The organism is Pseudomonas citronellolis (genome assembly GCF_900112375.1).
In the GTDB taxonomy this organism is placed as follows: Bacteria; Pseudomonadota; Gammaproteobacteria; order Pseudomonadales; family Pseudomonadaceae; genus Pseudomonas; species Pseudomonas citronellolis.
Map to the genome: position 1 here is coordinate 59,858 of NZ_FOLS01000017.1, position 20,245 is coordinate 80,102.

At 66.8% G+C, this 20,245-nt stretch carries 17 protein-coding genes and 1 riboswitch; of the genes, 8 read left to right on the top strand and 9 right to left on the bottom strand.

Annotation, left to right across the window (positions count from 1 at the left end):
• Positions 1–31 precede the first annotated feature (31 nt).
• A riboswitch (yybP-ykoY riboswitch) is annotated at positions 32–201 on the bottom strand.
• A gap of 112 nt (positions 202–313) precedes the next feature.
• From BM060_RS17060 to BM060_RS17085, 6 genes are all read right to left on the bottom strand, one after another.
• Positions 314–565 (bottom strand): PA2433 domain-containing protein, encoded by a 252-nt coding sequence (locus tag BM060_RS17060; RefSeq protein WP_074981293.1) that lies wholly within the window; start codon positions 563–565, stop codon positions 314–316.
• Positions 566–657: 92 nt separating this feature from the next.
• On the bottom strand, positions 658–2,043 hold the full coding sequence (locus BM060_RS17065; protein WP_074981296.1) for a sensor histidine kinase: 1,386 nt from the start codon (positions 2,041–2,043) through the stop codon (positions 658–660).
• Positions 2,040–2,714, bottom strand: coding sequence for a response regulator (locus tag BM060_RS17070; protein ID WP_043268986.1), 675 nt, complete (start codon positions 2,712–2,714; stop codon positions 2,040–2,042). The genes BM060_RS17065 and BM060_RS17070 overlap by 4 nt, the downstream gene beginning before the upstream one ends.
• Positions 2,715–3,392: 678 nt before the next feature.
• Complete coding sequence (locus BM060_RS17075) at positions 3,393–6,218, bottom strand: FAD-binding and (Fe-S)-binding domain-containing protein (RefSeq protein ID WP_074981298.1); 2,826 nt, start codon at positions 6,216–6,218, stop codon at positions 3,393–3,395.
• Positions 6,219–6,365: 147 nt separating this feature from the next.
• Entirely contained in the window at positions 6,366–7,511 is a 1,146-nt protein-coding gene (lldD, locus tag BM060_RS17080; RefSeq protein WP_074981300.1) for an FMN-dependent L-lactate dehydrogenase LldD, read from the bottom strand.
• A gap of 70 nt (positions 7,512–7,581) precedes the next feature.
• Positions 7,582–9,258, bottom strand: a complete 1,677-nt coding sequence (locus BM060_RS17085; protein ID WP_074981303.1) for a lactate permease LctP family transporter — start codon at positions 9,256–9,258, stop codon at positions 7,582–7,584.
• Between the two features lie 318 nt (positions 9,259–9,576).
• Between BM060_RS17085 and BM060_RS17090 the strand changes: the two genes are divergently transcribed.
• Positions 9,577–10,341 (top strand): FCD domain-containing protein, encoded by a 765-nt coding sequence (locus BM060_RS17090; RefSeq protein ID WP_074981305.1) that lies wholly within the window; start codon positions 9,577–9,579, stop codon positions 10,339–10,341.
• A 195-nt stretch (positions 10,342–10,536) separates the two neighbouring features.
• Here BM060_RS17090 and smpB read toward each other — a convergent pair whose 3' ends face one another.
• Positions 10,537–11,016, bottom strand: a complete 480-nt coding sequence (gene smpB / locus BM060_RS17095) for an SsrA-binding protein SmpB (RefSeq protein ID WP_043268990.1) — start codon at positions 11,014–11,016, stop codon at positions 10,537–10,539.
• Between the two features lie 172 nt (positions 11,017–11,188).
• On the opposite strand from smpB, the gene BM060_RS17100 reads away from it, so the two are divergent.
• Both BM060_RS17100 and BM060_RS17105 read left to right on the top strand, forming a co-directional pair.
• Positions 11,189–11,623, top strand: coding sequence for a type II toxin-antitoxin system RatA family toxin (locus BM060_RS17100; protein ID WP_058488394.1), 435 nt, complete (start codon positions 11,189–11,191; stop codon positions 11,621–11,623).
• On the top strand, positions 11,616–11,924 hold the full coding sequence (locus BM060_RS17105) for an RnfH family protein (RefSeq protein ID WP_074981307.1): 309 nt from the start codon (positions 11,616–11,618) through the stop codon (positions 11,922–11,924). The genes BM060_RS17100 and BM060_RS17105 overlap by 8 nt, the downstream gene beginning before the upstream one ends.
• Positions 11,925–11,984: 60 nt before the next feature.
• On the opposite strand, the gene BM060_RS17110 is transcribed toward BM060_RS17105, so the two are convergent.
• The gene (locus BM060_RS17110; RefSeq protein WP_074981309.1) at positions 11,985–12,518 is read right to left on the bottom strand and encodes an outer membrane protein assembly factor BamE; all 534 of its coding nucleotides are present in this window, start codon (positions 12,516–12,518) and stop codon (positions 11,985–11,987) included.
• A gap of 96 nt (positions 12,519–12,614) precedes the next feature.
• On the opposite strand from BM060_RS17110, the gene fur reads away from it, so the two are divergent.
• Complete coding sequence (gene fur / locus BM060_RS17115; RefSeq protein ID WP_009613072.1) at positions 12,615–13,019, top strand: ferric iron uptake transcriptional regulator; 405 nt, start codon at positions 12,615–12,617, stop codon at positions 13,017–13,019.
• A gap of 465 nt (positions 13,020–13,484) precedes the next feature.
• Here fur and recN read toward each other — a convergent pair whose 3' ends face one another.
• On the bottom strand, positions 13,485–15,161 hold the full coding sequence (gene recN, locus BM060_RS17120; protein WP_074981311.1) for a DNA repair protein RecN: 1,677 nt from the start codon (positions 15,159–15,161) through the stop codon (positions 13,485–13,487).
• A 169-nt stretch (positions 15,162–15,330) separates the two neighbouring features.
• On the opposite strand from recN, the gene grpE reads away from it, so the two are divergent.
• From grpE to dapB, 4 genes are all read left to right on the top strand, one after another.
• Positions 15,331–15,894, top strand: coding sequence for a nucleotide exchange factor GrpE (gene grpE / locus BM060_RS17125; protein ID WP_009613068.1), 564 nt, complete (start codon positions 15,331–15,333; stop codon positions 15,892–15,894).
• An 89-nt stretch (positions 15,895–15,983) separates the two neighbouring features.
• Complete coding sequence (gene dnaK, locus BM060_RS17130) at positions 15,984–17,900, top strand: molecular chaperone DnaK (protein ID WP_074981313.1); 1,917 nt, start codon at positions 15,984–15,986, stop codon at positions 17,898–17,900.
• A 122-nt stretch (positions 17,901–18,022) separates the two neighbouring features.
• The gene (gene dnaJ / locus BM060_RS17135; protein ID WP_074981315.1) at positions 18,023–19,153 is read left to right on the top strand and encodes a molecular chaperone DnaJ; all 1,131 of its coding nucleotides are present in this window, start codon (positions 18,023–18,025) and stop codon (positions 19,151–19,153) included.
• Between the two features lie 87 nt (positions 19,154–19,240).
• A complete protein-coding gene (gene dapB / locus BM060_RS17140; RefSeq protein ID WP_009613065.1) occupies positions 19,241–20,047 on the top strand; it encodes a 4-hydroxy-tetrahydrodipicolinate reductase in 807 nt (268 codons plus the stop codon).
• The last annotated feature ends 198 nt before the right edge of the window (positions 20,048–20,245 follow it).

Below are 20,245 nucleotides of genomic sequence, written 5' to 3' on the forward strand. Positions count from 1 at the left end.
GGGACGGAGGCGGTGCATCACGGTGGAACTCCCGGCCGGTATGGTACCCATGACCATGCGCCTCCCCGGCCGTTGCGGAGGTTGCATGGTCAAAGGTCTTGCCAGGCTTTGCGCTGGCCACGCCATGGCCTGCCGGCCAAGGATGTTGACGTGGTCCCCGCCGGTGTTCCGGGCGGGCGGCTACTCCCCAATGACGCCGGGCATTCTAGCGGATTGCCCGGCGCGCTCAAGGGGTTGTTTCCTCATGTGTCGATTGCCGCGGCCCGGGGCCGCCGCGTTTCCCTGCTCGCGGCGGCGCCCGCCGGGCGTCGGTTCAGCTGCTGGACGAGGTTTTCAGCAGCTTGAGGGCCTTCTCGGTCATGGCGACGCAGGCCTGGGTATTGCCCTGTTCCTGGGCCTGGGCGGCCTTTTCCTGGAGCCGCATGGCCTGCTCCTGCACGCTGTCGCTGCGGTTGGTGCTCTGCATGCTCTCGTCGATTCTCTGCAGGTTGTCGCTGCAGCGGTCGGCGGCGAACACCGGCGACGCGAGCAGCGCGGCACTGATGAACAGGATGGTGGTTTTCATGATGCGGTACCTGTACGGCTGAACATGTCACAGGCGGCGACTCGCCAGGCGAGCGGGGCCTGAACGGTGGACTGCGCCGGTGCTGCCGGGGTTCAGGAAAGTTGCGCGGACGGCAGTTCCACCCGTACGCCCAGGCCGCGCCCGTCCAGGCCGGGGTGCAGGCTGATGTGGCCCTGGTGGATTTCCACCACGCGCTTGACGATGGGCAGCCCCAGGCCGCTGCCGCCGGTGCCGGAGGCAACGCCGGGGCTGCGGTAGAAGCGGGTGAAGATGGCGGCCTGCTCGGCGGCGGCCACGCCGGGGCCGGAGTCCAGCACCCACAGCTGCACCTTCGCGCCCTCGGTGCCCAGGCGCACTTCCACGTGGCCGCCCTCGGGGGTGTAGCGCAGGGCGTTGCTCACCAGGTTGCCGAGCATGATGCCCAGCCACACCGGCACGCCCATGACCACGGCGCCCTGGCTCTCCAGTGTCAGCTCGATGCCCTTGTCGATGGCCTGGGGCGCCAGGTCGGCGATGGTTTCCTCGCTGAGCTGGCCGAGGTCGACGGGGGTGAAGGTCTCGTGCAGTTCCTCGTTGTCCAGGCGTGCCAGCAGGAGGATCTGTTCCATCAGCGTGCCGATGCGCTCGACGCTGCGGCTGACCTGCTGCAGGCCGTGGGCGAGCACCGCCGGGTCGGAGGAGCGCAGCGCTACCTGGGCATGGGTACGCAGGCTGGCCAGGGGCGTGCGGATTTCGTGGGCGGCGTCGCTGGTCAGGCGGCGCTCGGCCTCCATGGCGGTGCCCAGGCGTTCGAGCAGCAGGTTGAGTTCGTTGACCAGGCTGTGCACTTCCACCGGCGCGCGGTTGAGCGCCAGCGGCTGCAGGCTGCGCGCGCTGCGCTGGTGCAGTTGCGCGGTGAGACTGCGCAGCGGCGCCAGGCCGTTGTTGACGCCGAACCACACCAGCAGGGCCAGCAGCGGCAGGGCCAGCAGCAGCGGGAAGAGGGCGCTGAGCAGTAGCAGGTGCAGGGTGTGGCTGCGGTGGTGGAGGTTTTCCACCACCCAGATGCGCGCGTTTTCGTCGCGGGTGCTCAGTTGCAGGACGCGCCAGGTGATGCCGTCGTGTCTGATTTCGGAGAGGCCGGTCTCCAGGGCTTCCAGGCCGGTGGGTAGGCCGGGCGTGGCGAACAGCGGCTGGCCCTGGTACCAGAGGCTGTAGCCCAGGGCGGACTCGCGCTTGACCAGCGGCAGCCCCTCGATGGCCTTGCGGCTGCGGGCGATCAGCTCGCCCTGGCCGCCGGCGACGTCCACCAGGCGCAGGGCGGCTTCGCCGAAGTCGATCATGTCTTCGTCGTAGAGCCGGTCGACCTGGCGCGAGGCGAGGTGGTAGGTGAGGGTGCCGGCCAGCAGCCAGCACAGCGTCACGCCGCCGATCAGCAGCGCCAGCAGGCGCCGGCTCAGCGAGCCGGCGCGGCGCGTACGGCCGGGCGTGGCGCTCAAGGTGCGTCCTTGGCCGGGCGGTCGATGCCGTAGCCGATGCCGCGCACGGTGCGGATCAGCTCGTTGCCCAGCTTGCGCCGCAGGTGGTGGACGTGGACTTCGATGGCGTTGCTTTCCAGCTCGCCGTCCCAGCCGTACAGGGCTTCCACCAGGCGGGTGCGCGAGAGCACCTTGCCGCGCTGTTCCAGCAGCAGGCGCAGCAGGGCGTATTCGCGCGGGGCCAGTTCCACCGGCTCGCCGCCCAGGCTGACCTGGTGGGTGGCCGGGTCCAGGCGCAGCTCGCCGTGTTCCAGCAGTGGCTGGGCGCGGCCGGTGTGGCGGCGGGTGAGGGCGCGCACGCGGGCCAGCAGTTCGTCGAGGTCGAAGGGTTTGCTCAGGTAGTCGTCGGCGCCGGCGTCCAGGCCGGCCACGCGGTCGGCCACCTTGTCGCGGGCGGTGAGGATCAGCACTGGGGTCATGTCGCCGCGCTTGCGCAGGCCGCGCAGCACTTCCATGCCGTCGCGCCGCGGCAGGCCGAGGTCGAGCACCAGCAGGTCGAACTCGTCGGTGGCCAGGGCCTGGTCGGCGGCCACGCCGTCGGTCACCCAGTCCACGGTGTCGCCTTCCAGGCCCAGCCCGGCGCGGATGCCGTCGCCCAGCAGCGGGTCGTCTTCAGCCAGCAGGATTCTCATCTTCGCCCCCATTCGCATGGTGTCGCCGAGCAGGATAGCCGCAGCGGCGGTTTCGCGGCAGAGGCTGGCAGGGCTCGCTTAACGTGGGGTTAAGACGAGGGGGGGGCTTTCTGTAGGAGTGAGCTTGCTCGCGAACAGACTCGGCAGCGGGGTTTGTTCGCGAGCAAGCTCGCTCCTACGAAGAGCGGAAAGGCGGCAGGGCCGGTTAGTGGCGGCGATGGGTATCGCTTCGCTCAACCCATCCTACGGGGAGCTCGCTGGATTGTGGGCGGAGTCCGCTGTTTTCTGGGTTATTCCCCTTCGGGCCAGCGCAAGCGCTGTTCGCGATGGAGCCGCGTCCCGCGTTCGCGGGAATGACGTCGGAAAATACGACTCTCACCCCGTCATTCCCGCGAACGCGGGAACCCAATAGACAGTTGCTCCTAGCGTTCCCGGAGGCAGAGGCATTCGGGGTTGGCTCCGCTCCCTCTCCCCAGCCCTCTCCCTGAAGGGGGAGGGGGCCGTTCGGTGCGGGCGGATAGGTGGGAGTCAACCTGTAGGAGCAACTGTCTTGCAGGCCGCGCTGGGATGCTCTTCGTAGGAGCGAGCTTGCTCGCGAACACACTCCGCTGCGGGGCTCATTCGCGAGCAAGCTCGCTCCTACAAGAAGCCATGCCCACCGGCGTGGTAAGCGCGGACTTATCCGCGATTCATTGCCTCCACGCGGGGGCGGGTCACGCGGTCCACCAGGTAGACCACGCCGTGGTAGTCGATGCCGCTGTGGGCGCTCAGGCCGATTTCGCAGGTGCGGCTGGTGGAGATGCCTTCTTCGCAGTACTGCACCGCGTCTTTCAGGCTGCGCAGCGAGTGGGCGTTGAGTTCCGGGGTGGTGAAGCCTTTGTCGCCGGCGAAGCCGCAGCAGTGGATGCCTTCGGGGATCACCACTTCGTTCGTGCAGCGGCGCACCAGGTCGATCAGCGCCTGGCTTTCGCCCAGGTGCTGGGTGCTGCAGGTGACGTGCACCGCCACTGGCTTGTCCAGCGGCTGGAAGTCCAGGCGTTCGACCAGGAAGCTGCGGATGAACTTCACCGGGTCGTAGATCCGCAGCCGGCTGTCGGCCAGGTCCTGGACCAGGCGCAGGGTGCAGGGGCTGGTGTCGCAGTAGATCGGGTCGAGCCCGCCGCGGCTGGCTTGCAGCAGCGCGGCCAGCAGTTCGTCGCGCTTGTCGTCGGCCTGCTGTTTGTAGCCCTTGGAGGCGAAGGGCTGGCCGCAGCAGAGGTTGTCGGTGTTGTCCGGGAACACCACCTGGTAGCCGGCTTTCTCCAGCAACTGGCGGGTTTTGTCGATCAGCGGCACCTGTTCCTCGTCGCCGGCCGCCGGGCCCATGGCGCGGGACACGCAGGCGGTGAGGTAGACCACCCGTGGCTTGTCGGTGGCGTCGCTGGCAGCCGGCAGGCTGAAGCGTACCGGCTGCGGCATGGCCGGCGTCCACTGCGGCACGCGGCCCTTGCTGGCGTGGCTGATGGAGGCGCTGAGGCTGGCCAGGCGCGGCGCGCCGAGCAGCCTGCGCGCGCCGTTGGCGGCATGCAGCATGAAGCGCGTGCCTTTCATCGCCATGGCGAAGTTGCGCGCCAGCCAGGTGGCGGTGCCGGGGTGGCGGGTTTCTTCGCCGCGCAGTTTCTTCACCAGCTCGCCGGTGTTGATGTTCACCGGGCAGCGCTGGGCGCACAGGCCGGTGGCGGCGCAGGTGTCGATGCCCTGGTACTGGTAGTCGCGCTCTAGTTGCGTGGTGTCGGCGCCGCTGCGGCGCTTGGCCTGGATGTCGCGCCACATGACGATGCGCTGGCGTGGGCTCAAGGTCAAGCCCTTGGACGGGCAGACCGGCTCGCAGAAGCCGCATTCGATGCACTTGTCGACGATCTCGTCGGCGGCCGGCAGCGGCTTGAGGTTCTTCAGGTGCAGCTGCGGGTCGTCGGTGAGGATGACGCCGGGGTTGAGGATGCCCTGCGGGTCGAGCAGGCGCTTGAGCTGCCACATCAGTTGATAGGCGTCGTGGCCCCATTCCAGCTCGACGAAGGGTGCCATGTTGCGCCCGGTGCCGTGCTCGGCCTTCAGCGAGCCGCCGTATTCCACCGCCACCAGGTGCGCCACGTCGTCCATGAAGGCCGAGTAGCGCGCCACCTGCTCGGGCGAGTCGAAGCCCTGGGTGAAGACGAAGTGCAGGTTGCCCTCCAGCGCGTGGCCGAACAGGATCGCCTCGTCGTAGCCGTGCTTGTCGAACAGCTCGATCAGCCGGTTCACGCCTTCGGCCAGTTGTTCGACAGGGAAGGTGACGTCTTCGATGATCACCGTGGTGCCGGTCTCGCGCACCGCGCCCACCGCCGGGAAGGTGTCCTTGCGGATGCGCCAGAGCTGGTTGTAGACGAGCGGGTCTTCGCTGAAGTCGACCTGCTTCTCCACCGGGAATTCGGCGATGGAGGCCATGATCTGCGCGAGCTGTTCGTGCAGTAGCGTCTGCGTCGCTGCGCGGGATTCGATGAGCAACGCGCAGGCGCCGGCGGACAGGCTCTTCACCCACACCGGCATGCCCTGCATGTTCTCCACCGAGCGCAGGCTGCGGCGGTCCAGCAGTTCCACGGCGGACACCGGCTGCTGCTTGAGCACCGGCACGGCCTTGCAGCAGGTCTCCACGTCGGGGAAGACGATCAGCGCGCTGGCCTTGTGCGGGTGGTCCGGCACGGTGTCGTAGGTCACCGCGCTGATGAAGCCCAGGGTGCCCTCGGAGCCGACCATCAGGTGGGTGAGGATGTCCAGCGGCTGGTCGTAGTCCACCAGGGCGTTGAGGGAGAAGCCGGTGGTGTTCTTCAGGCGGTACTTGTGGCGGATCTTCGCTGCCAGCTCGGTGTTGGCGCGGGTCTGCCGGCCCAGTTCGGCCAGCTGTTCCAGCAGCTCGCCGTGGCTGGCCCGGAAGGCCTCGACGCAGGCGTCGTCCTCGCTGTCCAGCAGGGTGCCGTCGGCCAGCACTAGGCGCAGGCCGGCCAGGGTGTTGTAGCTGTTCTGCGCGGTGCCGCAGCACATGCCGCTGGCGTTGTTGGCGACGATGCCGCCGATCTTGCAGGCGTTGATCGAGGCCGGGTCCGGGCCGATCTTGCGGCCGAAGGGCGCCAGCCAGGCGTTGGCCTGGGCGCCGATGACGCCGGGCTGCAGGCGGATCTGTCCGCCGCTGGCGCGGATGTCGCGGCCGTTCCAGTTGTCGCCCAGCACCAGCAGCACCGAGTCGCTGACCGCCTGGCCGGAAAGGCTGGTGCCGGCGGCGCGGAAGGTCACCGCCACCTGCTGGGCGTGGGCGGCGCGCAGCAGGGTGCGCACCTCGTCTTCGCTCTCCACGCGGATCACCAGCTTGGGGATCAGCCGGTAGAAGCTGGCGTCGGTGCCGAAGGCCAGGGTCGAGAGCGGGTCGTCGAAGCGGCGCTCGCGGGGGATCAGGTGTTCTACCGTGTCGAGGAACGCGGCGGGCAGGCTCATGGCGGCTCCAGTCATCATCGGTGAGCGTGGACCGCTGGACGGCCCATCGGTGTTCTTTTGATTTTGCAGGAGCGAGCTTGCTCGCGAACCCGGCGGGCTCGGAGCCGGGCAGGTTCGCGAGCAAGCTCGCTCCTACAGGGGGCGCTCTCAGGCGCCGAGTTCGCGCACCAGCGAATCGCGGGTGATTTCGCCGATCGACTTGGCGCCGGTGAGCACCATGGCCACGCGCATTTCCTTCTCGATCAGCTCCAGCAGGTTGCGCACGCCGGCCTCGCCATCCACCGCCAGGGCGTAGAGGAAGGCGCGGCCGAGCAGCACGCTGTCGGCGCCCAGGGCGATCATGCGGACCACGTCCAGGCCGTTGCGGATGCCGGAGTCGGCGAGGATGGTCAAATCGCCCTTCACCGCGTCGGCGATGGCCGGCAGGGCGCGGGCGCTGGACAGCACGCCGTCGAGCTGGCGGCCGCCGTGGTTGGAGACGACGATGCCGTCGGCGCCGAATTTCACCGCGTCCTTGGCGTCCTCAGGGTCGAGGATGCCCTTGATCACCATCGGGCCTTCCCAGAAGTCGCGGATCCACTCCAGGTCCTTCCAGGAAATCGACGGGTCGAAGTTGGCGCCCAGCCAGCCGATGTAGTCGGCCAGGCCCGTGGGGTTGCCGCGGTACCTGGAGATGTTGCCCAGGTCGTGCGGGCGGCCCAGCAGGCCCACGTCCAGCGCCCACTGCGGGTGGGTCATGGCCTGCCACATGCGCCGCAGCGGCGCGTTCGGGCCGCTCATGCCGGAGTGCGCGTCGCGGTAGCGGGCGCCGGGCACCGGCATGTCCACGGTGAACACCAGGGTCGAGCAGCCGGCGGCCTTGGCCCGCTCCAGGGCGTTCTTCATGAAGCCGCGGTCCTTCAGCACGTAGAGCTGGAACCACATGGGCCGGTCGATGGCCGGCGCCACTTCCTCGATCGGGCACACCGAGACGGTCGACAGGGTGAAGGGCACGCCCTTGGAGGCCGCGGCGCGCGCCGCCTGCACTTCGCCGCGGCGGGCGTACATGCCGGTCAGGCCGACCGGGGCCAGGGCCACCGGCATCGCCAGGGTCTCGTTGAACAGCTTGGTTTCCAGGCTCAGCTCGGACATGTTCTTCAGCACGCGCTGGCGCAGGGCGATGTCCGACAGGTCCGCCACGTTGCGGCGCAGGGTGTGCTCGGCGTAGGCGCCGCCGTCGGCGTAGTGGAACAGGAAGGGCGGAATCTTGCGTTGGGCCGCGGCGCGGTAGTCGGTGGAGGCGGAAATGATCATCTGGCAGGGCACCGGTTGGGGTGGACGGTGAAGGCCGGGCCCCGTAGCGCTGGGGCCCGGCAGGTACAGCTTAGTGAACGAGCATGCCGGTGAAGACATAGGCCTGCAGCAGGGTGATCACGCCGATCACCGCGGCGAACAGCAGGCTGTGCTTCAGGGTGAAGCGGAACAGGTCGGATTCCTTGCCGACCATGCCGGTGGCGGCGCAGGCCACGGCGATGGATTGCGGCGAGATCATCTTGCCGGTCACGCCGCCGGTGGTGTTGGCGGCCACCAGCAGGGTGTCGTTGACGCCGATCTGGTGCGCGGTGGTGCCCTGCAGGGCGCCGAACAGCGCGTTGGACGAGGTGTCCGAACCGGTCAGGAACACGCCCAGCCAGCCGAGGAACGGCGAGAAGAATGGGAAGGCCGCGCCGGTGCCGGCCAGGACCAGGGCCAGGGTGGTGGACATGCCGGAGAAGTTGGTGACGAAGGCGAAGGCCAGCACCATGCCGATGGACAGCACCGGCCACTTCAGTTCAACCAGGGTTTCCTTGAAAGTGGTCAGACCAGTTTTCGCGGCGATGCGCAGGATGAACATCGAGACGATCGCGGAGATCAGGATCGCGGTGCCGGTGGCGGCCAGCGGGTCGAACTTGAACACGGCCGGCAGCGCGGTGGCGGCGGCAGCGATCGGTGGGCCCTTGAACACCAGTTGGTCCAGGCCCGGGATCGGGAAGTTGAACACCAGGCTGTAGAGCGCGCCGCCGGGCAGGAACATGGCCTTGAACGGCTTCAGCGTCCAGATGGTGACCAGCACGGTGAGCACCAGGAACGGCGACCAGGCCTTGATGATCTCGCCGGTGCTGTAGGGCGAGGGTTCGGCGCGCGGTGCGCTGCCACCGCCGGCGACGGCTGCGCCACCGGAGACGCCGAGCACTTCCACGGCGTGGGCCGGTTGCCAGACCTTGAGGAACAGCGTCAGGCACACCAGGCTGATCAGCGCGGAGGTGATGTCCGGCAGTTCCGGGCCGATGAAGTTGGAGGTGAAGTACTGGCTGACGGCGAAGCTGCCGCCGGCGACCAGCGCGGCCGGCCAGGTTTCCTTCACGCCCTTGAGGCCGTCCATCATGAACACCAGCCAGAAGGGGACCAGCAGCGACAGCAGCGGCAGCTGGCGGCCGGCCATGGCGCCGATCTTGAAGGCGTCGATGCCAGAGACCTGGCCTGCGACGATGATCGGGATGCCCAGGGCGCCGAAGGCCACCGGCGCGGTGTTGGCGATCAGGCACAGGCCGGCGGCGTACAGCGGGTTGAAGCCCAGGCCGACGAGCAGGGCGGCGGTGATCGCCACCGGCGCGCCGAAGCCGGCCGCGCCTTCCAGGAAGGCGCCGAAGGAGAAGCCGATCAGCAGCACCTGCAGGCGTTGGTCGGAAGTGATCGACAGGACCGAGCTGCGGATGATCTCGAACTGCCCGCTCTTCACCGTCAGTTTGTACAGGAACACCGCCGCGACGATGATCCAGGCGATCGGCCAGAGACCGTAGAGGAAGCCGTAGAACGCGGCGCCCAGGGCCTTGCCGACCGGCATGCCGTAGGCGGCGATGGCGACGACGATGGAGAGGATCAGGGTGATGGTGCCGGCGACGTGGCCCTTGAGGCGGAACACGGCGAGGGCGAGGAAGAAGAAGACGATCGGGATCACGGCGACCAGCGCGGACAGGCCGAGGCTGCCGAGCGGGGTATAGATCTGCTGCCAGGTTTGCATGCTGTTTTGGCTCCTAATTGTTTTTTGATTGGAGTCTAGTCTTGCGCCGCGTCGTGGGTTTTGCGCCGCCCCGGGAAGGGTTGGCGGCAGGCTGACGACCGTCTCGGCGTATCTCTCGAAAATTGGTAATACCAATTTACAAAAGCGAGCGCCCAGAGTAAAAGCATCCCTGTAGGCTGTCAATTTGCGGCGCTACAACTTTTGTCGGACCGGGCGATCCAGGCGATCGTCGGGCTTGTTGTGGTTGGCGCCGCTGGTTAGGCTGCCGCCCCTGCGAAACGGGGCCTTCCGCCAGGCGGGCCGAGAGGTGGGGAAAAGATGGCTTTCAATCAGGTACGGCAGCGCCGCTTGTCGGACGATATCGTCGAGCGCCTCGAGGCGATGATCCTCGAGGGCACGCTCAAGGCGGGCGAACGCCTACCGGCCGAGCGCGTGCTGGCCGAGCAGTTCGGTGTCTCGCGGCCATCGCTGCGCGAGGCGATCCAGAAGCTGGTGGCCAAGGGGCTGCTGGTCAGCCGCCAGGGCGGCGGCAACTATGTCGCGCAGTCCCTGGGCTCGACCTTCAGCGACCCATTGCTGCACCTGCTGGAGAGCAACCCCGAGGCGCAGCGCGACCTGCTGGAGTTCCGCCACACCCTGGAAGGCTCCTGCGCCTACTACGCCGCGCTGCGCGCCACCGAGGTGGACCACCAGCGCCTGACCAGCGCCTTCGAGACGCTGCAGGCCTGCTACCAGCACTACGACAAGGTCAGCGACGAGGAGGGGACGGCCGACGCCAGCTTCCACCTGGCCATCGCCGAGGCCAGCCACAACACCGTGCTGCTGCACACCATCCGCGGCCTGTTCGACCTGCTCAAGCACAACGTGGTGACCAACATCGGCGGCATGTACGCCCAGCGCGCGGAAACCCGCGAGCAGCTGATGAGCCAGCACCGCGAGCTGTACGAGGCGATCATGCAGGGCCGGGCGGAAGAGGCGCGGGAGATTTCCCACCGGCACATTGCCTATGTGCGGGAAGTGCTGGAGGAGGCGCAGGACGAAGTGCGGCGCCTGGAGCGGGCGCAGCGCAGGCTGGGGGTTTAACGGCAGGAACCTGTAGGAGCGAGCTTGCTCGCGAACAAGGCCTGGCGCCGTGCCTGCCCTGTTCGCGAGCAAGCTCGCTCCTACGAAAAGCGGGGCTGATGTCAGCTTCGTAGGATGGGTTGAGCCTTGGCGAAACCCATGCTGGCATGGCGATGGGTATCGCTTCGCTCCACCCATCCTACGAAAAGCCTGGCGTCAGTCGTCCTTGCCGTGCCGCATGGCGCGCTGGATCTCGCGATTGGAATCGCGTTCCTTCTCGGTGTCGCGCTTGTCGTATTCCTTCTTGCCCTTGGCCAGCGCGATCTCGCACTTGATCAGGTGCTTCTTCCAGTACATCGACAGCGCCACGCAGGCGTAGCCCTTCTGCTGCACCGCGCCGAACAGCTTGCCCAGCTCGCGCTTGTGCAGCAGCAGCTTGCGTGTGCGCACCGGGTCGGCGATCACGTGGGTGCTGGCGGTGGTCAGCGGGGTGATGTGGCTGCCCAGCAGCCAGGCCTCGCCGTCCTTGAGCAGGACGTAGCTGTCGACCAGCTGGGCCTTGCCGGCGCGCAGGCTCTTGACCTCCCAGCCGGCCAGGGCGATGCCCGCCTCGAAGCGTTGCTCGATGAAGTAGTCGTGCAGAGCCTTCTTGTTCTGCGCGATGGTCCCCTGGGGGTGTTTCTTCTGTTTAGCCATAGGCCGCGCATTATAGGGAGTCGCTCGTCGCGCCGCCATCAGGGTCGGCCAATTCCGGGTGCGGCGGGATGCGCGCTTGAGGGTGGGTGGCTAATCTCGGAGAATGCGCGCTGTTTTTCGTACCGATGGACGCCGGTTCGCCGGCGTCCGCCACTGAAGAAGCGAGACCCCTATGAGCACGCATATCCAGCGTTCGGCCCTGCTGCCCTATCCCGCGAAGGCGCTGTACGACCTGGTCAACGATGTGGCGCGCTACCCGGAGTTCCTGCCCTGGTGCTCGGCGAGCAAGGTGCTGGAGGCAAGCGAAACGGCGATGCGCGCCGAGCTCAGTGTGGCCAAGGGCAACCTGTCGCAGCGCTTCAGCACACGTAACGTGCTGGTGCCCGGGCAGAGCATCGAGATGAACCTCGAGGACGGCCCGTTCTCCGAGCTGCACGGCGTGTGGACCTTCAAGGCCCTGGGCGACAAGGCCTGCAAGATCACCCTGGACCTGACCTTCGACTACGCCGGCGCCCTGGTCAAGGCGACCCTCGGGCCGCTGTTCACCCAGGCGGCCAACACCATGGTCGACGCCTTCTGCCAGCGCGCCAAGCAGCTGTATGGCTGATGCCCGGAGCATCGCCATCGAGGTGGTCTGCGCGCTGCCCGAGCGCCAACGCCTGCTGCGCCTGAGCGTGCCCTACGGCACGCGGGTGCGCGAGGCGGTGCTGCTGTCCGGCATCGCCGCGCAGTTCCCCGAACTGGACGTGCTCAACAGCCCGCTGGGCATCTTCGGCAAGGCGGTCGCCGACCCGGACGGCCGGGTGCTGGAAGAGGGCGAGCGGGTGGAAATCTACCGGCCACTGATCGCCGACCCCAAGGAAGTGCGCAAGCAGCGCGCCGCCCGCGCCAAGGCGGGCAAGAACTGAGCGAAACACGCAGACATGAAAAAGCCCGGTCGATGCCGGGCTTTTTCATAAATGCGCCTGTTACTGCGGGTTGGTTTCCAGCGGCTCCGGCGTGGGCACGGCGACCGGCTTGGCCTCGTCGACTTCGCGCTGCAGCTGTTCTTCCACCGAGCCCGGCTTGGCCGGCTCTTCCTTGGGCTGTTCCGGCTTCTGCTGCTGCGGCTGCTCGGGCGAGGCGGGAGTGGATTCCTTGCCGAGGATGGCCTCGTCGCGGCTGACGCCCGGGCGGAAGTCGCCGTTCAGGCCGATCAACTGGTCGTTGCCGTTGAACATCAGGCTGACGCGCTCCTGCTGGCGCTGGCCGCCGCCGGGCTGGATGCTGTACAGGTAGTCCCAGCGGTCAGCGTGGAAGGTATCCACGATCAGCGGGTTGCCCATGATGAAACGTACCTGCCGACGGGTCATTCCCGGCTTCAGTTGGTCTATCATGTCTTGTGTTACGACGTTGCCTTGCTGGATGTCGATCTTGTAGACCCCCGGGAACGAACAACCGGCGAGTGCGGCTAGTCCCATTGCGAATGCGAGACTGGTCAGCATGAGCTTGGTGTTTTGCATCAGGGGGTGACTTCCACTATCTTGGCTGGGCGACGAAACCCCGATCATACCCGCATTGAAGGATGCTGCGAAGCATTCCGCGCCGAGAAAGCACACATGGTTGAAAATAGCGAACTGCGCAAGGCCGGCCTTAAAGTCACCCTGCCGCGCGTCAAGATCCTGCAGATGCTCGATTCCGCCGAGCAACGCCACATGAGCGCCGAGGATGTCTACAAGGCGCTGATGGAAGCCGGCGAGGATGTCGGCCTGGCCACCGTGTACCGCGTGTTGACCCAATTCGAGGCAGCCGGCCTGGTGGTGCGCCACAACTTCGACGGCGGCCATGCCGTGTTCGAGCTGGCCGACAGCGGCCACCACGACCACATGGTCTGCGTGGATACCGGCGAGGTCATCGAGTTCATGGACAGCGAGATCGAGAAGCGCCAGAAGGAAATCGTCAAGGAACGCGGCTTCGAGCTGGTGGACCACAACCTGGTCCTGTACGTGCGCAAGAAGAAATAAGCCTTGCAACGAACGGAAAACGGCGGCCTTGGGGCCGCCGTTTTCATTTTCAGGGGGGATTTCAGGTGAGATTGGCGCGTAGGAGCAACTGTCTTGCCTACTGCGCCGAATCGCTTTTCGTAGGATGGGTTGAGCTTGCGAAACCCATGCGGTGGTGGTGATGGGTATCGCTTCGCTCAACACCATCCTACGGGCCTTGTGTTTGCCTGGAGTGTAGGTGCGGACAATCTGGCGCGATTCGCGGATGAGATCCGCTCCTACAGGTTGCCCATGCGCCGTGCCCATCTGGGAGCGCGCCCTGCGCGCGAATCGCAGGCAGGGCCTGCTCCTACAGTTGGCCACCGAGCAGCTCTTCGTAGGAGCGAGCTTGCTCGCGAACAGGCTCCGCTGCGGGGCTCATTCGCGAGCAAGCTCGCTCCTACGAGAATACGAGAAGCCGTTTCGTAGGGCTTTGTCCGCGGTCGTTCAGCCCTGCAGCGCCCGGTCCACCATCTTGCGGGCGTGGGCCAGGGATTCCTTGGTCATGTCCACGCCGCCGAGCATGCGGGCGATCTCTTCTATGCGCTCGGCCTTCTTCAGGTTGGCTACCGCGGTGCGGGTTTCGCTGCTGCCGCGCTCCTTGTGTACGAACAGGTGCTGGTGGCCCTGGGCCGCGACCTGCGGCAGGTGGGTGACGGTCAGCACCTGGCCGCCTTCGCCGAGGCGGCGCAGCAGTTGGCCGACCACTTCCGCGGTGGGGCCGCCGATGCCGACGTCCACTTCGTCGAAGACCAGGGTGGGCGTGCGCGAGGTCTGCGCGGTGATCACCTGGATGGCCAGGCTGATGCGCGACAGTTCGCCGCCGGAGGCTACCCGCGCCAGGCCCTTGAGCGGCTGGCCGGGGTTGGCGCTGACCAGGAATTCCAGCTGTTCCAGGCCGTTGGCCTGGGGCTCGTCGGCGGGGGCGTCGTTCAGTTCGATGGCGAAGCGCCCGCCGGGCATGCCCAGGCGTTGCATTTCGGTTTCCACCAGGGTGGCCAGGCGTGGGGCGGCCTGGCGGCGCAGGGCGCTCAGCTCCGCGGCTTTCTCCTGGTAATGGCGTTCATAGGCGGCCAGTTCCTCGCCCAGGCGTTCCGCGGCCTCGTCGTCGGCGTTCAGTGCTTCCAGTTCTTCCAGCAGGCGCTGTTGCAGGGCCTGCAGGTCGTGGGGCTGCACGCGGTGCTTGCGGGCCAGGCCGTAGATGGCGTCCATGCGTTCTTCCAGTAGCTGCAGGCGGCTGGGGTCGGCGTCGAAGTTGTCGACGAAGCGGTTCAGCTCGCCCACCGCTTCCTCTACCTGGATCTGCGCGCTGGACAGCAGGTTGACCGCCTCGGCCAGCGCCGCGGGCTGGCTCTGGAAGGCGGTCAGGCGGTTGAGGCTGGCGGTCAGCACCGAAAGCACGTTGCCGGCGTCGCTTTCGCTGCACATGTCCACGACCTGGCGGCAGGCGCCGAGCAGGGCGCCGGCGTTGCTCAGGGTCTTGTGTTCGGCTTCCAGTTCTTCCAGTTCGTTTTCGCCCAGGGCCAGGTTCTCCAGTTCGTCCAGCTGGTAGCTGAGCAACTGGTGGCGGGCGCGCTGTTCGTCGCTGCTGCGCGACAGGCGGTCGAAGTCGTGGCGCGTCTGCTTCCAGCGCTGCGCGGCCAGTTGCACCTGGCGCGCCAGGTCCTGGCTGCCGGCGTATTCGTCGAGCAGGCGGCGGTGGGTGTCGGCCTTGAGCAGCGACTGGTGCTCGTGCTGGCTGTGGATGTCGATCAGCAGTTCGCCCAGGGCCTTGAGGTCGCCCAGGGTGCAGGGCGTGCCATTGATGTAGCCGCGCGAGCGGCCCTCGGCGGTGATCACCCGGCGCAGGATGCACGGGCCGTCCTGCTCCAGGTCGCGCTCGGCCAGCCAGTCGCGGGCCTCGGCGATGGCGCCGACATCGAAGCTGGCGAGGATGTCGGCCTTGTCCGCGCCGGGGCGCACCACGCCGCTGTCGGCGCGGTCGCCCAGGGCCAGGCCGAGGGCGTCGAGCATGATCGACTTGCCGGCGCCGGTCTCGCCGGTGATCACGGTCATGCCGGCGGCGAGCTCGAGATCGAGGTGCTCGACGATGGCGTAGTTGTGCACGGAGATGTGAACCAGCATGGAGGCGGCTCCGGTGAAAAGGTCTGGTTATTTATACAGTATTTTTTGCCGCTGGCAATTCATCGCCCGCCCCTTGAACCGGCGCAAATGGCCCCCATATAGCCGGCAGAGCCGCGAGCCATTGGGTTCGCTTTGTTTTCAAAGGCTTTTTCTTTTTTAGGAGAGTGGCATGTCTGACGAGCAACAGACTCAGGATTCGCACCTGAACGAGCAGCCGGAACAGGTTGCCGGCGACGACCTGAACGCCCGCGTGCTGGACCTCGAGGAACAGCTGGCCGCGGCCAAGGACCAGAGCCTGCGCGTCGCCGCCGAGCTGCAGAACGTGCGTCGTCGCGCCGAGCAGGATATCGAGAAGGCGCACAAGTTCGCCCTGGAGAAGTTCTCCGGCGACCTGCTGCCGGTGGTCGACACCCTGGAGCGCGCGCTGGAGATGTCCAGCCCGGACGACGAGGCGATCAAGCCGATGCGCGAAGGCATCGAGCTGACCCTCAAGATGTTCCACGACACCCTCAAGCGCTACAACCTGGAGCCGGTCGACCCTCACGGCGAGCCGTTCAACCCCGAGCACCATCAGGCGATGGCGATGGAGGAGAGCGTGCACCTGGAGCCCGGCAGCGTGGTCAAGGTGTTCCAGAAGGGCTACCTGCTCAACGGTCGCCTGCTGCGCCCGGCCATGGTCGTGGTCAGCAAGGCACCCGAGCAAACCCCGCCTTCGATCGACGAGAAGGCTTGAAATCCGCCACCCGGTCCCCATCTGGGTAATCAACCGAGCACAAGGTCCGCAGCGGGATCAGCACGGAATCTAATTTCTGGAGAGTGAATATGGGCAAAATCATTGGTATCGACCTGGGGACCACCAACTCCTGCGTCTCCATCCTGGAAAACGGCAGCGTCAAGGTGATCGAGAACGCCGAAGGCGCTCGCACCACCCCGTCGATCATCGGCTACGCCAACGATGGCGAGATCCTGGTCGGCCAGCCGGCCAAGCGCCAGGCGGTCACCAACCCGAAGAACACCCTGTACGCGGTGAAGCGCCTGATCGGCCGTCGCTTCGAAGAAGACGTCGTGCAGAAAGACATCAAGATGGTGCCGTACAGCATCGTCAAGGCTGACAACGGCGACGCCTGGGTCGAGGCCAAGGGTCAGAAGATGGCCCCGCCGCAGGTTTCCGCCGAAGTCCTGAAGAAGATGAAGAAGACCGCCGAGGACTACCTGGGCGAGCCGGTCACCGAAGCGGTCATCACCGTGCCGGCCTACTTCAACGACAGCCAGCGCCAGGCCACCAAGGACGCCGGCCGCATCGCCGGTCTGGACGTCAAGCGCATCATCAACGAGCCGACCGCGGCTGCACTGGCCTACGGCCTGGATAAGGCCAAGGGCGACCACACCATCATCGTCTACGACCTGGGCGGCGGTACCTTCGACGTCTCGGTGATCGAGATCGCCGAAGTCGACGGCGAGCACCAGTTCGAAGTGCTGGCCACCAACGGCGATACCTTCCTCGGTGGCGAAGACTTCGACCTGCGCCTGATCGACTACCTCGTCGACGAGTTCAAGAAAGAAACCGGCATGGACCTCAAGGGCGACCCGCTGGCCATGCAGCGCCTGAAAGAGGCTGCCGAGAAGGCCAAGATCGAGCTGTCCTCGACCCAGCAGACCGACGTCAACCTGCCGTACATCACCGCCGACGCCAGCGGCCCGAAACACCTGAACGTCAAGGTGTCCCGCGCCAAGCTGGAGTCCCTGGTGGAAGACCTGGTGACCCGCACCATCGAGCCCTGCCGCGTGGCCCTGAAGGACGCCGGCCTGGATGTGTCGAAGATCGACGAAGTGATCCTCGTCGGTGGCCAGACCCGTATGCCGCTGGTGCAGAAGACCGTCGCCGAGTTCTTCGGCAAGGAAGCGCGCAAGGACGTCAACCCGGACGAAGCCGTGGCCATGGGTGCTGCCATCCAGGGCGCCGTGCTGGCCGGCGACGTCAAGGACGTGCTGCTGCTCGATGTCACCCCGCTGACCCTGGGCATCGAGACCCTGGGTGGCGTGATGACCGCGCTGATCGACAAGAACACCACCATCCCGACCAAGAAGTCGCAGGTGTTCTCCACCGCCGACGACAACCAGGGCGCTGTGACCATCCACGTACTGCAGGGCGAGCGCAAGCAGGCCGCGCAGAACAAGTCGCTGGGCAAGTTCGACCTGGCCGACATCCCGCCGGCGCCGCGCGGCGTACCGCAGATCGAAGTGACCTTCGACATCGACGCCAACGGCATCCTGCACGTCGGTGCGAAGGACAAGGCCACCGGCAAGCAGCAGTCCATCGTGATCAAGGCCTCTTCGGGCCTGTCCGAGGACGAGATCCAGCAGATGGTGCGTGACGCCGAGGCCAACGCCGAGGAAGACCGCAAGTTCGAGGAGTTGGCCGCTGCCCGCAACCAGGGCGATGCGCTGGTTCACGCGACCCGCAAGATGGTCACCGAGGCTGGCGACAAGGCCACCGCCGAGGAGAAGGCTGCCATCGAGAAGGCGCTGGCCGACCTGGAAGCCGCCGTGAAGGGCGACGACAAGGCCGAGATCGAAGCGAAGATGAACGCGCTGTCCCAGGCGTCCACCCCGCTGGCGCAGAAGATGTACGCCGAGCAACCGCAGCCGGGCGCCGAAGCCCAGTCCGGCGATGCTGACCACAAGGCCGGCGACGACGTGGTCGACGCCGAGTTCGAAGAGGTCAAGGAGAACAAGTAAGCCTCGTGCAAGCTTGCGCTCCGGCGCACCGACCAGCGTGTCGGTGCGCATGAAACGCCACGCGGGGGCTTGCTCCCGCGTCGGCGTGTCTGGGGGAGAGGTTTTCAAGGTGCAAAGAATTTATGGCCAAACGTGATTTCTACGAGGTACTGGGTGTCGAGCGTGGCGCCAGCGAGTCGGACCTGAAAAAGGCCTACCGCCGGCTGGCCATGAAGTACCACCCGGACCGCAATCCCGGCGACAAGGAAGCCGAGGATAAATTCAAGGAGGCCAACGAGGCGTACGAGATCCTGTCCGACGCCAGCAAGCGCGCGGCCTACGACCAGTACGGCCACGCCGGCGTCGACCCGCAGATGGGCGGCGGCGGTGCCGGCTTCGGCGGCGCGAGCTTCTCGGACATCTTCGGCGACGTCTTCAGCGACTTCTTCGGTGGTGGCGGCGGTGGTCGTGGCGGCCGCGGCGGCCCGCAGCGCGGCGCTGATCTGCGCTACACCCTCGACCTGGACCTGGAAGACGCGGTCCGCGGCACCACCGTGACCATCCGCGTGCCGACCCTGGTCGGCTGCAAGACCTGCAGCGGTAGCGGCGCCAAGCCCGGCACCTCGCCGGTCACCTGCACCACCTGCGGCGGCATCGGTCAGGTGCGCATGCAGCAGGGCTTCTTCTCGGTGCAGCAGACCTGCCCGCGCTGCCATGGCAGCGGCAAGATGATCAGCGACCCCTGCGGCACCTGCCACGGCCAGGGCCGCGTGGAAGAGCAGAAGACGCTGTCGGTCAAGGTGCCGGCCGGCGTCGACACCGGCGACCGCATCCGCCTCACCGGCGAGGGCGAGGCCGGGGCCTATGGCGGTCCGGCGGGCGACCTCTACGTGGTGGTCAACGTGCGCGAGCACGACATCTTCCAGCGCGACGGCAAGCACCTGTACTGCGAAGTGCCGATCAGCTTCGCCGACGCGGCCCTGGGCGGTGAGCTGGAAGTGCCGACCCTCGATGGCCGGGTGAAGCTGAAGATCCCGGAAGGCACCCAGACCGGCAAGCTGTTCCGCCTGCGCGGCAAGGGCGTGGCCCCGGTGCGCGGCGGTGGCGCCGGCGACCTGATGTGCCGCGTGGTGGTCGAGACCCCGGTGAACCTGGACAAGCGCCAGCGCGAACTGCTCGAGGAGTTCCGCAGCAGCCTGCAGGGCGACACCTCCCACTCGCCCCGCGCCAGTGGCTGGTTCGAAGGCATGAAGCGCTTCTTCGACGATTTATAAGTGATGGGCTGGAAGCTCGAAGCTGGAGGCTTGAAGCGGGCCGGCTCGGGCTTCCGGCTTCTGGCTTCCAGCTTGGAGCTTTCTGTTATGCGACGTATAGCCGTAATGGGCGCCGCCGGGCGCATGGGCAAGAACCTGATCGAGGCGGTGCAGCAGACCAACGGCAGCGCCGGCCTGACTGCCGCCATCGACCGTCCGGACAGCACCCTGGTGGGCGCCGACGCAGGTGAATTGGCCGGCTTGGGCCGCATCGGCGTGCCGCTGTCGGGCGACCTGGCGAAGGTGGTCGACGAGTTCGACGTGCTGATCGACTTCACCCATCCCACCGTGACGCTGAAGAACCTGGAAGTCTGCCGCAAGGCCGGCAAGGCCATGGTCATCGGCACCACCGGTTTCTCCGTGGAGGAGAAGGCCCTGCTGGCCGAGGCCGCCAAGGACATCCCGATCGTCTTCGCCGCCAACTACAGCGTCGGCGTCAACCTCTGCCTGAAGCTGCTGGACACCGCCGCCCGCGTGCTGGGCGACGAAGTGGACATCGAGATCATCGAGGCTCACCACCGGCACAAGGTCGACGCGCCGTCCGGCACCGCCTTGCGCATGGGCGAAGTGGTGGCCAATGCCCTGGGGCGTGATCTGGAGAAAGTGGCGGTCTACGGTCGCGAGGGCCAGACCGGCGCCCGTGAGCGCGAGACCATCGGCTTCGCCACCGTGCGCGCCGGCGACGTGGTGGGCGACCACACCGTGCTGTTCGCCGCCGAGGGTGAGCGCGTGGAGATCACCCACAAGGCCTCCAGCCGCATGACCTTCGCCCGTGGCGCGGTGCGCGCGGCGCTGTGGCTGGAAGGGCAGGGCAGCGGCCTGTACGACATGCAGGACGTGCTCGGGCTGCGTTGAGCGCCTGGCTGCGGCATGACGGGGGTAGAAATGACCCAGCGGTAGCGCCACACGTCGTGCAAAAGGTGGACCATTATGTCGCGTTTCTGTAAACTACAGATTTAGTGTGTCCACTAAAAGCAGTGCAGCATGAACCATATAAAAAGCGGGATGACCTCTTCTGATGTCATCCCGCTTTTTTACAACCTGCGTACGCCC

What these genes read in the sequence shown, in the direction of transcription:
- BM060_RS17060 (WP_074981293.1), bottom strand. Translation starts at nt 565, where the DNA reads ATGAAAACCACCATCCTGTTCATCAGTGCCGCGCTGCTCGCGTCGCCG.
- BM060_RS17070 (WP_043268986.1), bottom strand. Translation starts at nt 2,714, where the DNA reads ATGAGAATCCTGCTGGCTGAAGACGACCCGCTGCTGGGCGACGGCATC.
- BM060_RS17075 (WP_074981298.1), bottom strand. Translation starts at nt 6,218, where the DNA reads ATGAGCCTGCCCGCCGCGTTCCTCGACACGGTAGAACACCTGATCCCC.
- lldD (WP_074981300.1), bottom strand. Translation starts at nt 7,511, where the DNA reads ATGATCATTTCCGCCTCCACCGACTACCGCGCCGCGGCCCAACGCAAG.
- BM060_RS17085 (WP_074981303.1), bottom strand. Translation starts at nt 9,258, where the DNA reads ATGCAAACCTGGCAGCAGATCTATACCCCGCTCGGCAGCCTCGGCCTG.
- BM060_RS17090 (WP_074981305.1), top strand. Translation starts at nt 9,577, where the DNA reads ATGGCTTTCAATCAGGTACGGCAGCGCCGCTTGTCGGACGATATCGTC.
- smpB (WP_043268990.1), bottom strand. Translation starts at nt 11,016, where the DNA reads ATGGCTAAACAGAAGAAACACCCCCAGGGGACCATCGCGCAGAACAAG.
- BM060_RS17100 (WP_058488394.1), top strand. Translation starts at nt 11,189, where the DNA reads ATGAGCACGCATATCCAGCGTTCGGCCCTGCTGCCCTATCCCGCGAAG.
- BM060_RS17105 (WP_074981307.1), top strand. Translation starts at nt 11,616, where the DNA reads ATGGCTGATGCCCGGAGCATCGCCATCGAGGTGGTCTGCGCGCTGCCC.
- BM060_RS17110 (WP_074981309.1), bottom strand. Translation starts at nt 12,518, where the DNA reads ATGCAAAACACCAAGCTCATGCTGACCAGTCTCGCATTCGCAATGGGA.
- fur (WP_009613072.1), top strand. Translation starts at nt 12,615, where the DNA reads ATGGTTGAAAATAGCGAACTGCGCAAGGCCGGCCTTAAAGTCACCCTG.
- recN (WP_074981311.1), bottom strand. Translation starts at nt 15,161, where the DNA reads ATGCTGGTTCACATCTCCGTGCACAACTACGCCATCGTCGAGCACCTC.
- grpE (WP_009613068.1), top strand. Translation starts at nt 15,331, where the DNA reads ATGTCTGACGAGCAACAGACTCAGGATTCGCACCTGAACGAGCAGCCG.
- dnaK (WP_074981313.1), top strand. Translation starts at nt 15,984, where the DNA reads ATGGGCAAAATCATTGGTATCGACCTGGGGACCACCAACTCCTGCGTC.
- dnaJ (WP_074981315.1), top strand. Translation starts at nt 18,023, where the DNA reads ATGGCCAAACGTGATTTCTACGAGGTACTGGGTGTCGAGCGTGGCGCC.
- dapB (WP_009613065.1), top strand. Translation starts at nt 19,241, where the DNA reads ATGCGACGTATAGCCGTAATGGGCGCCGCCGGGCGCATGGGCAAGAAC.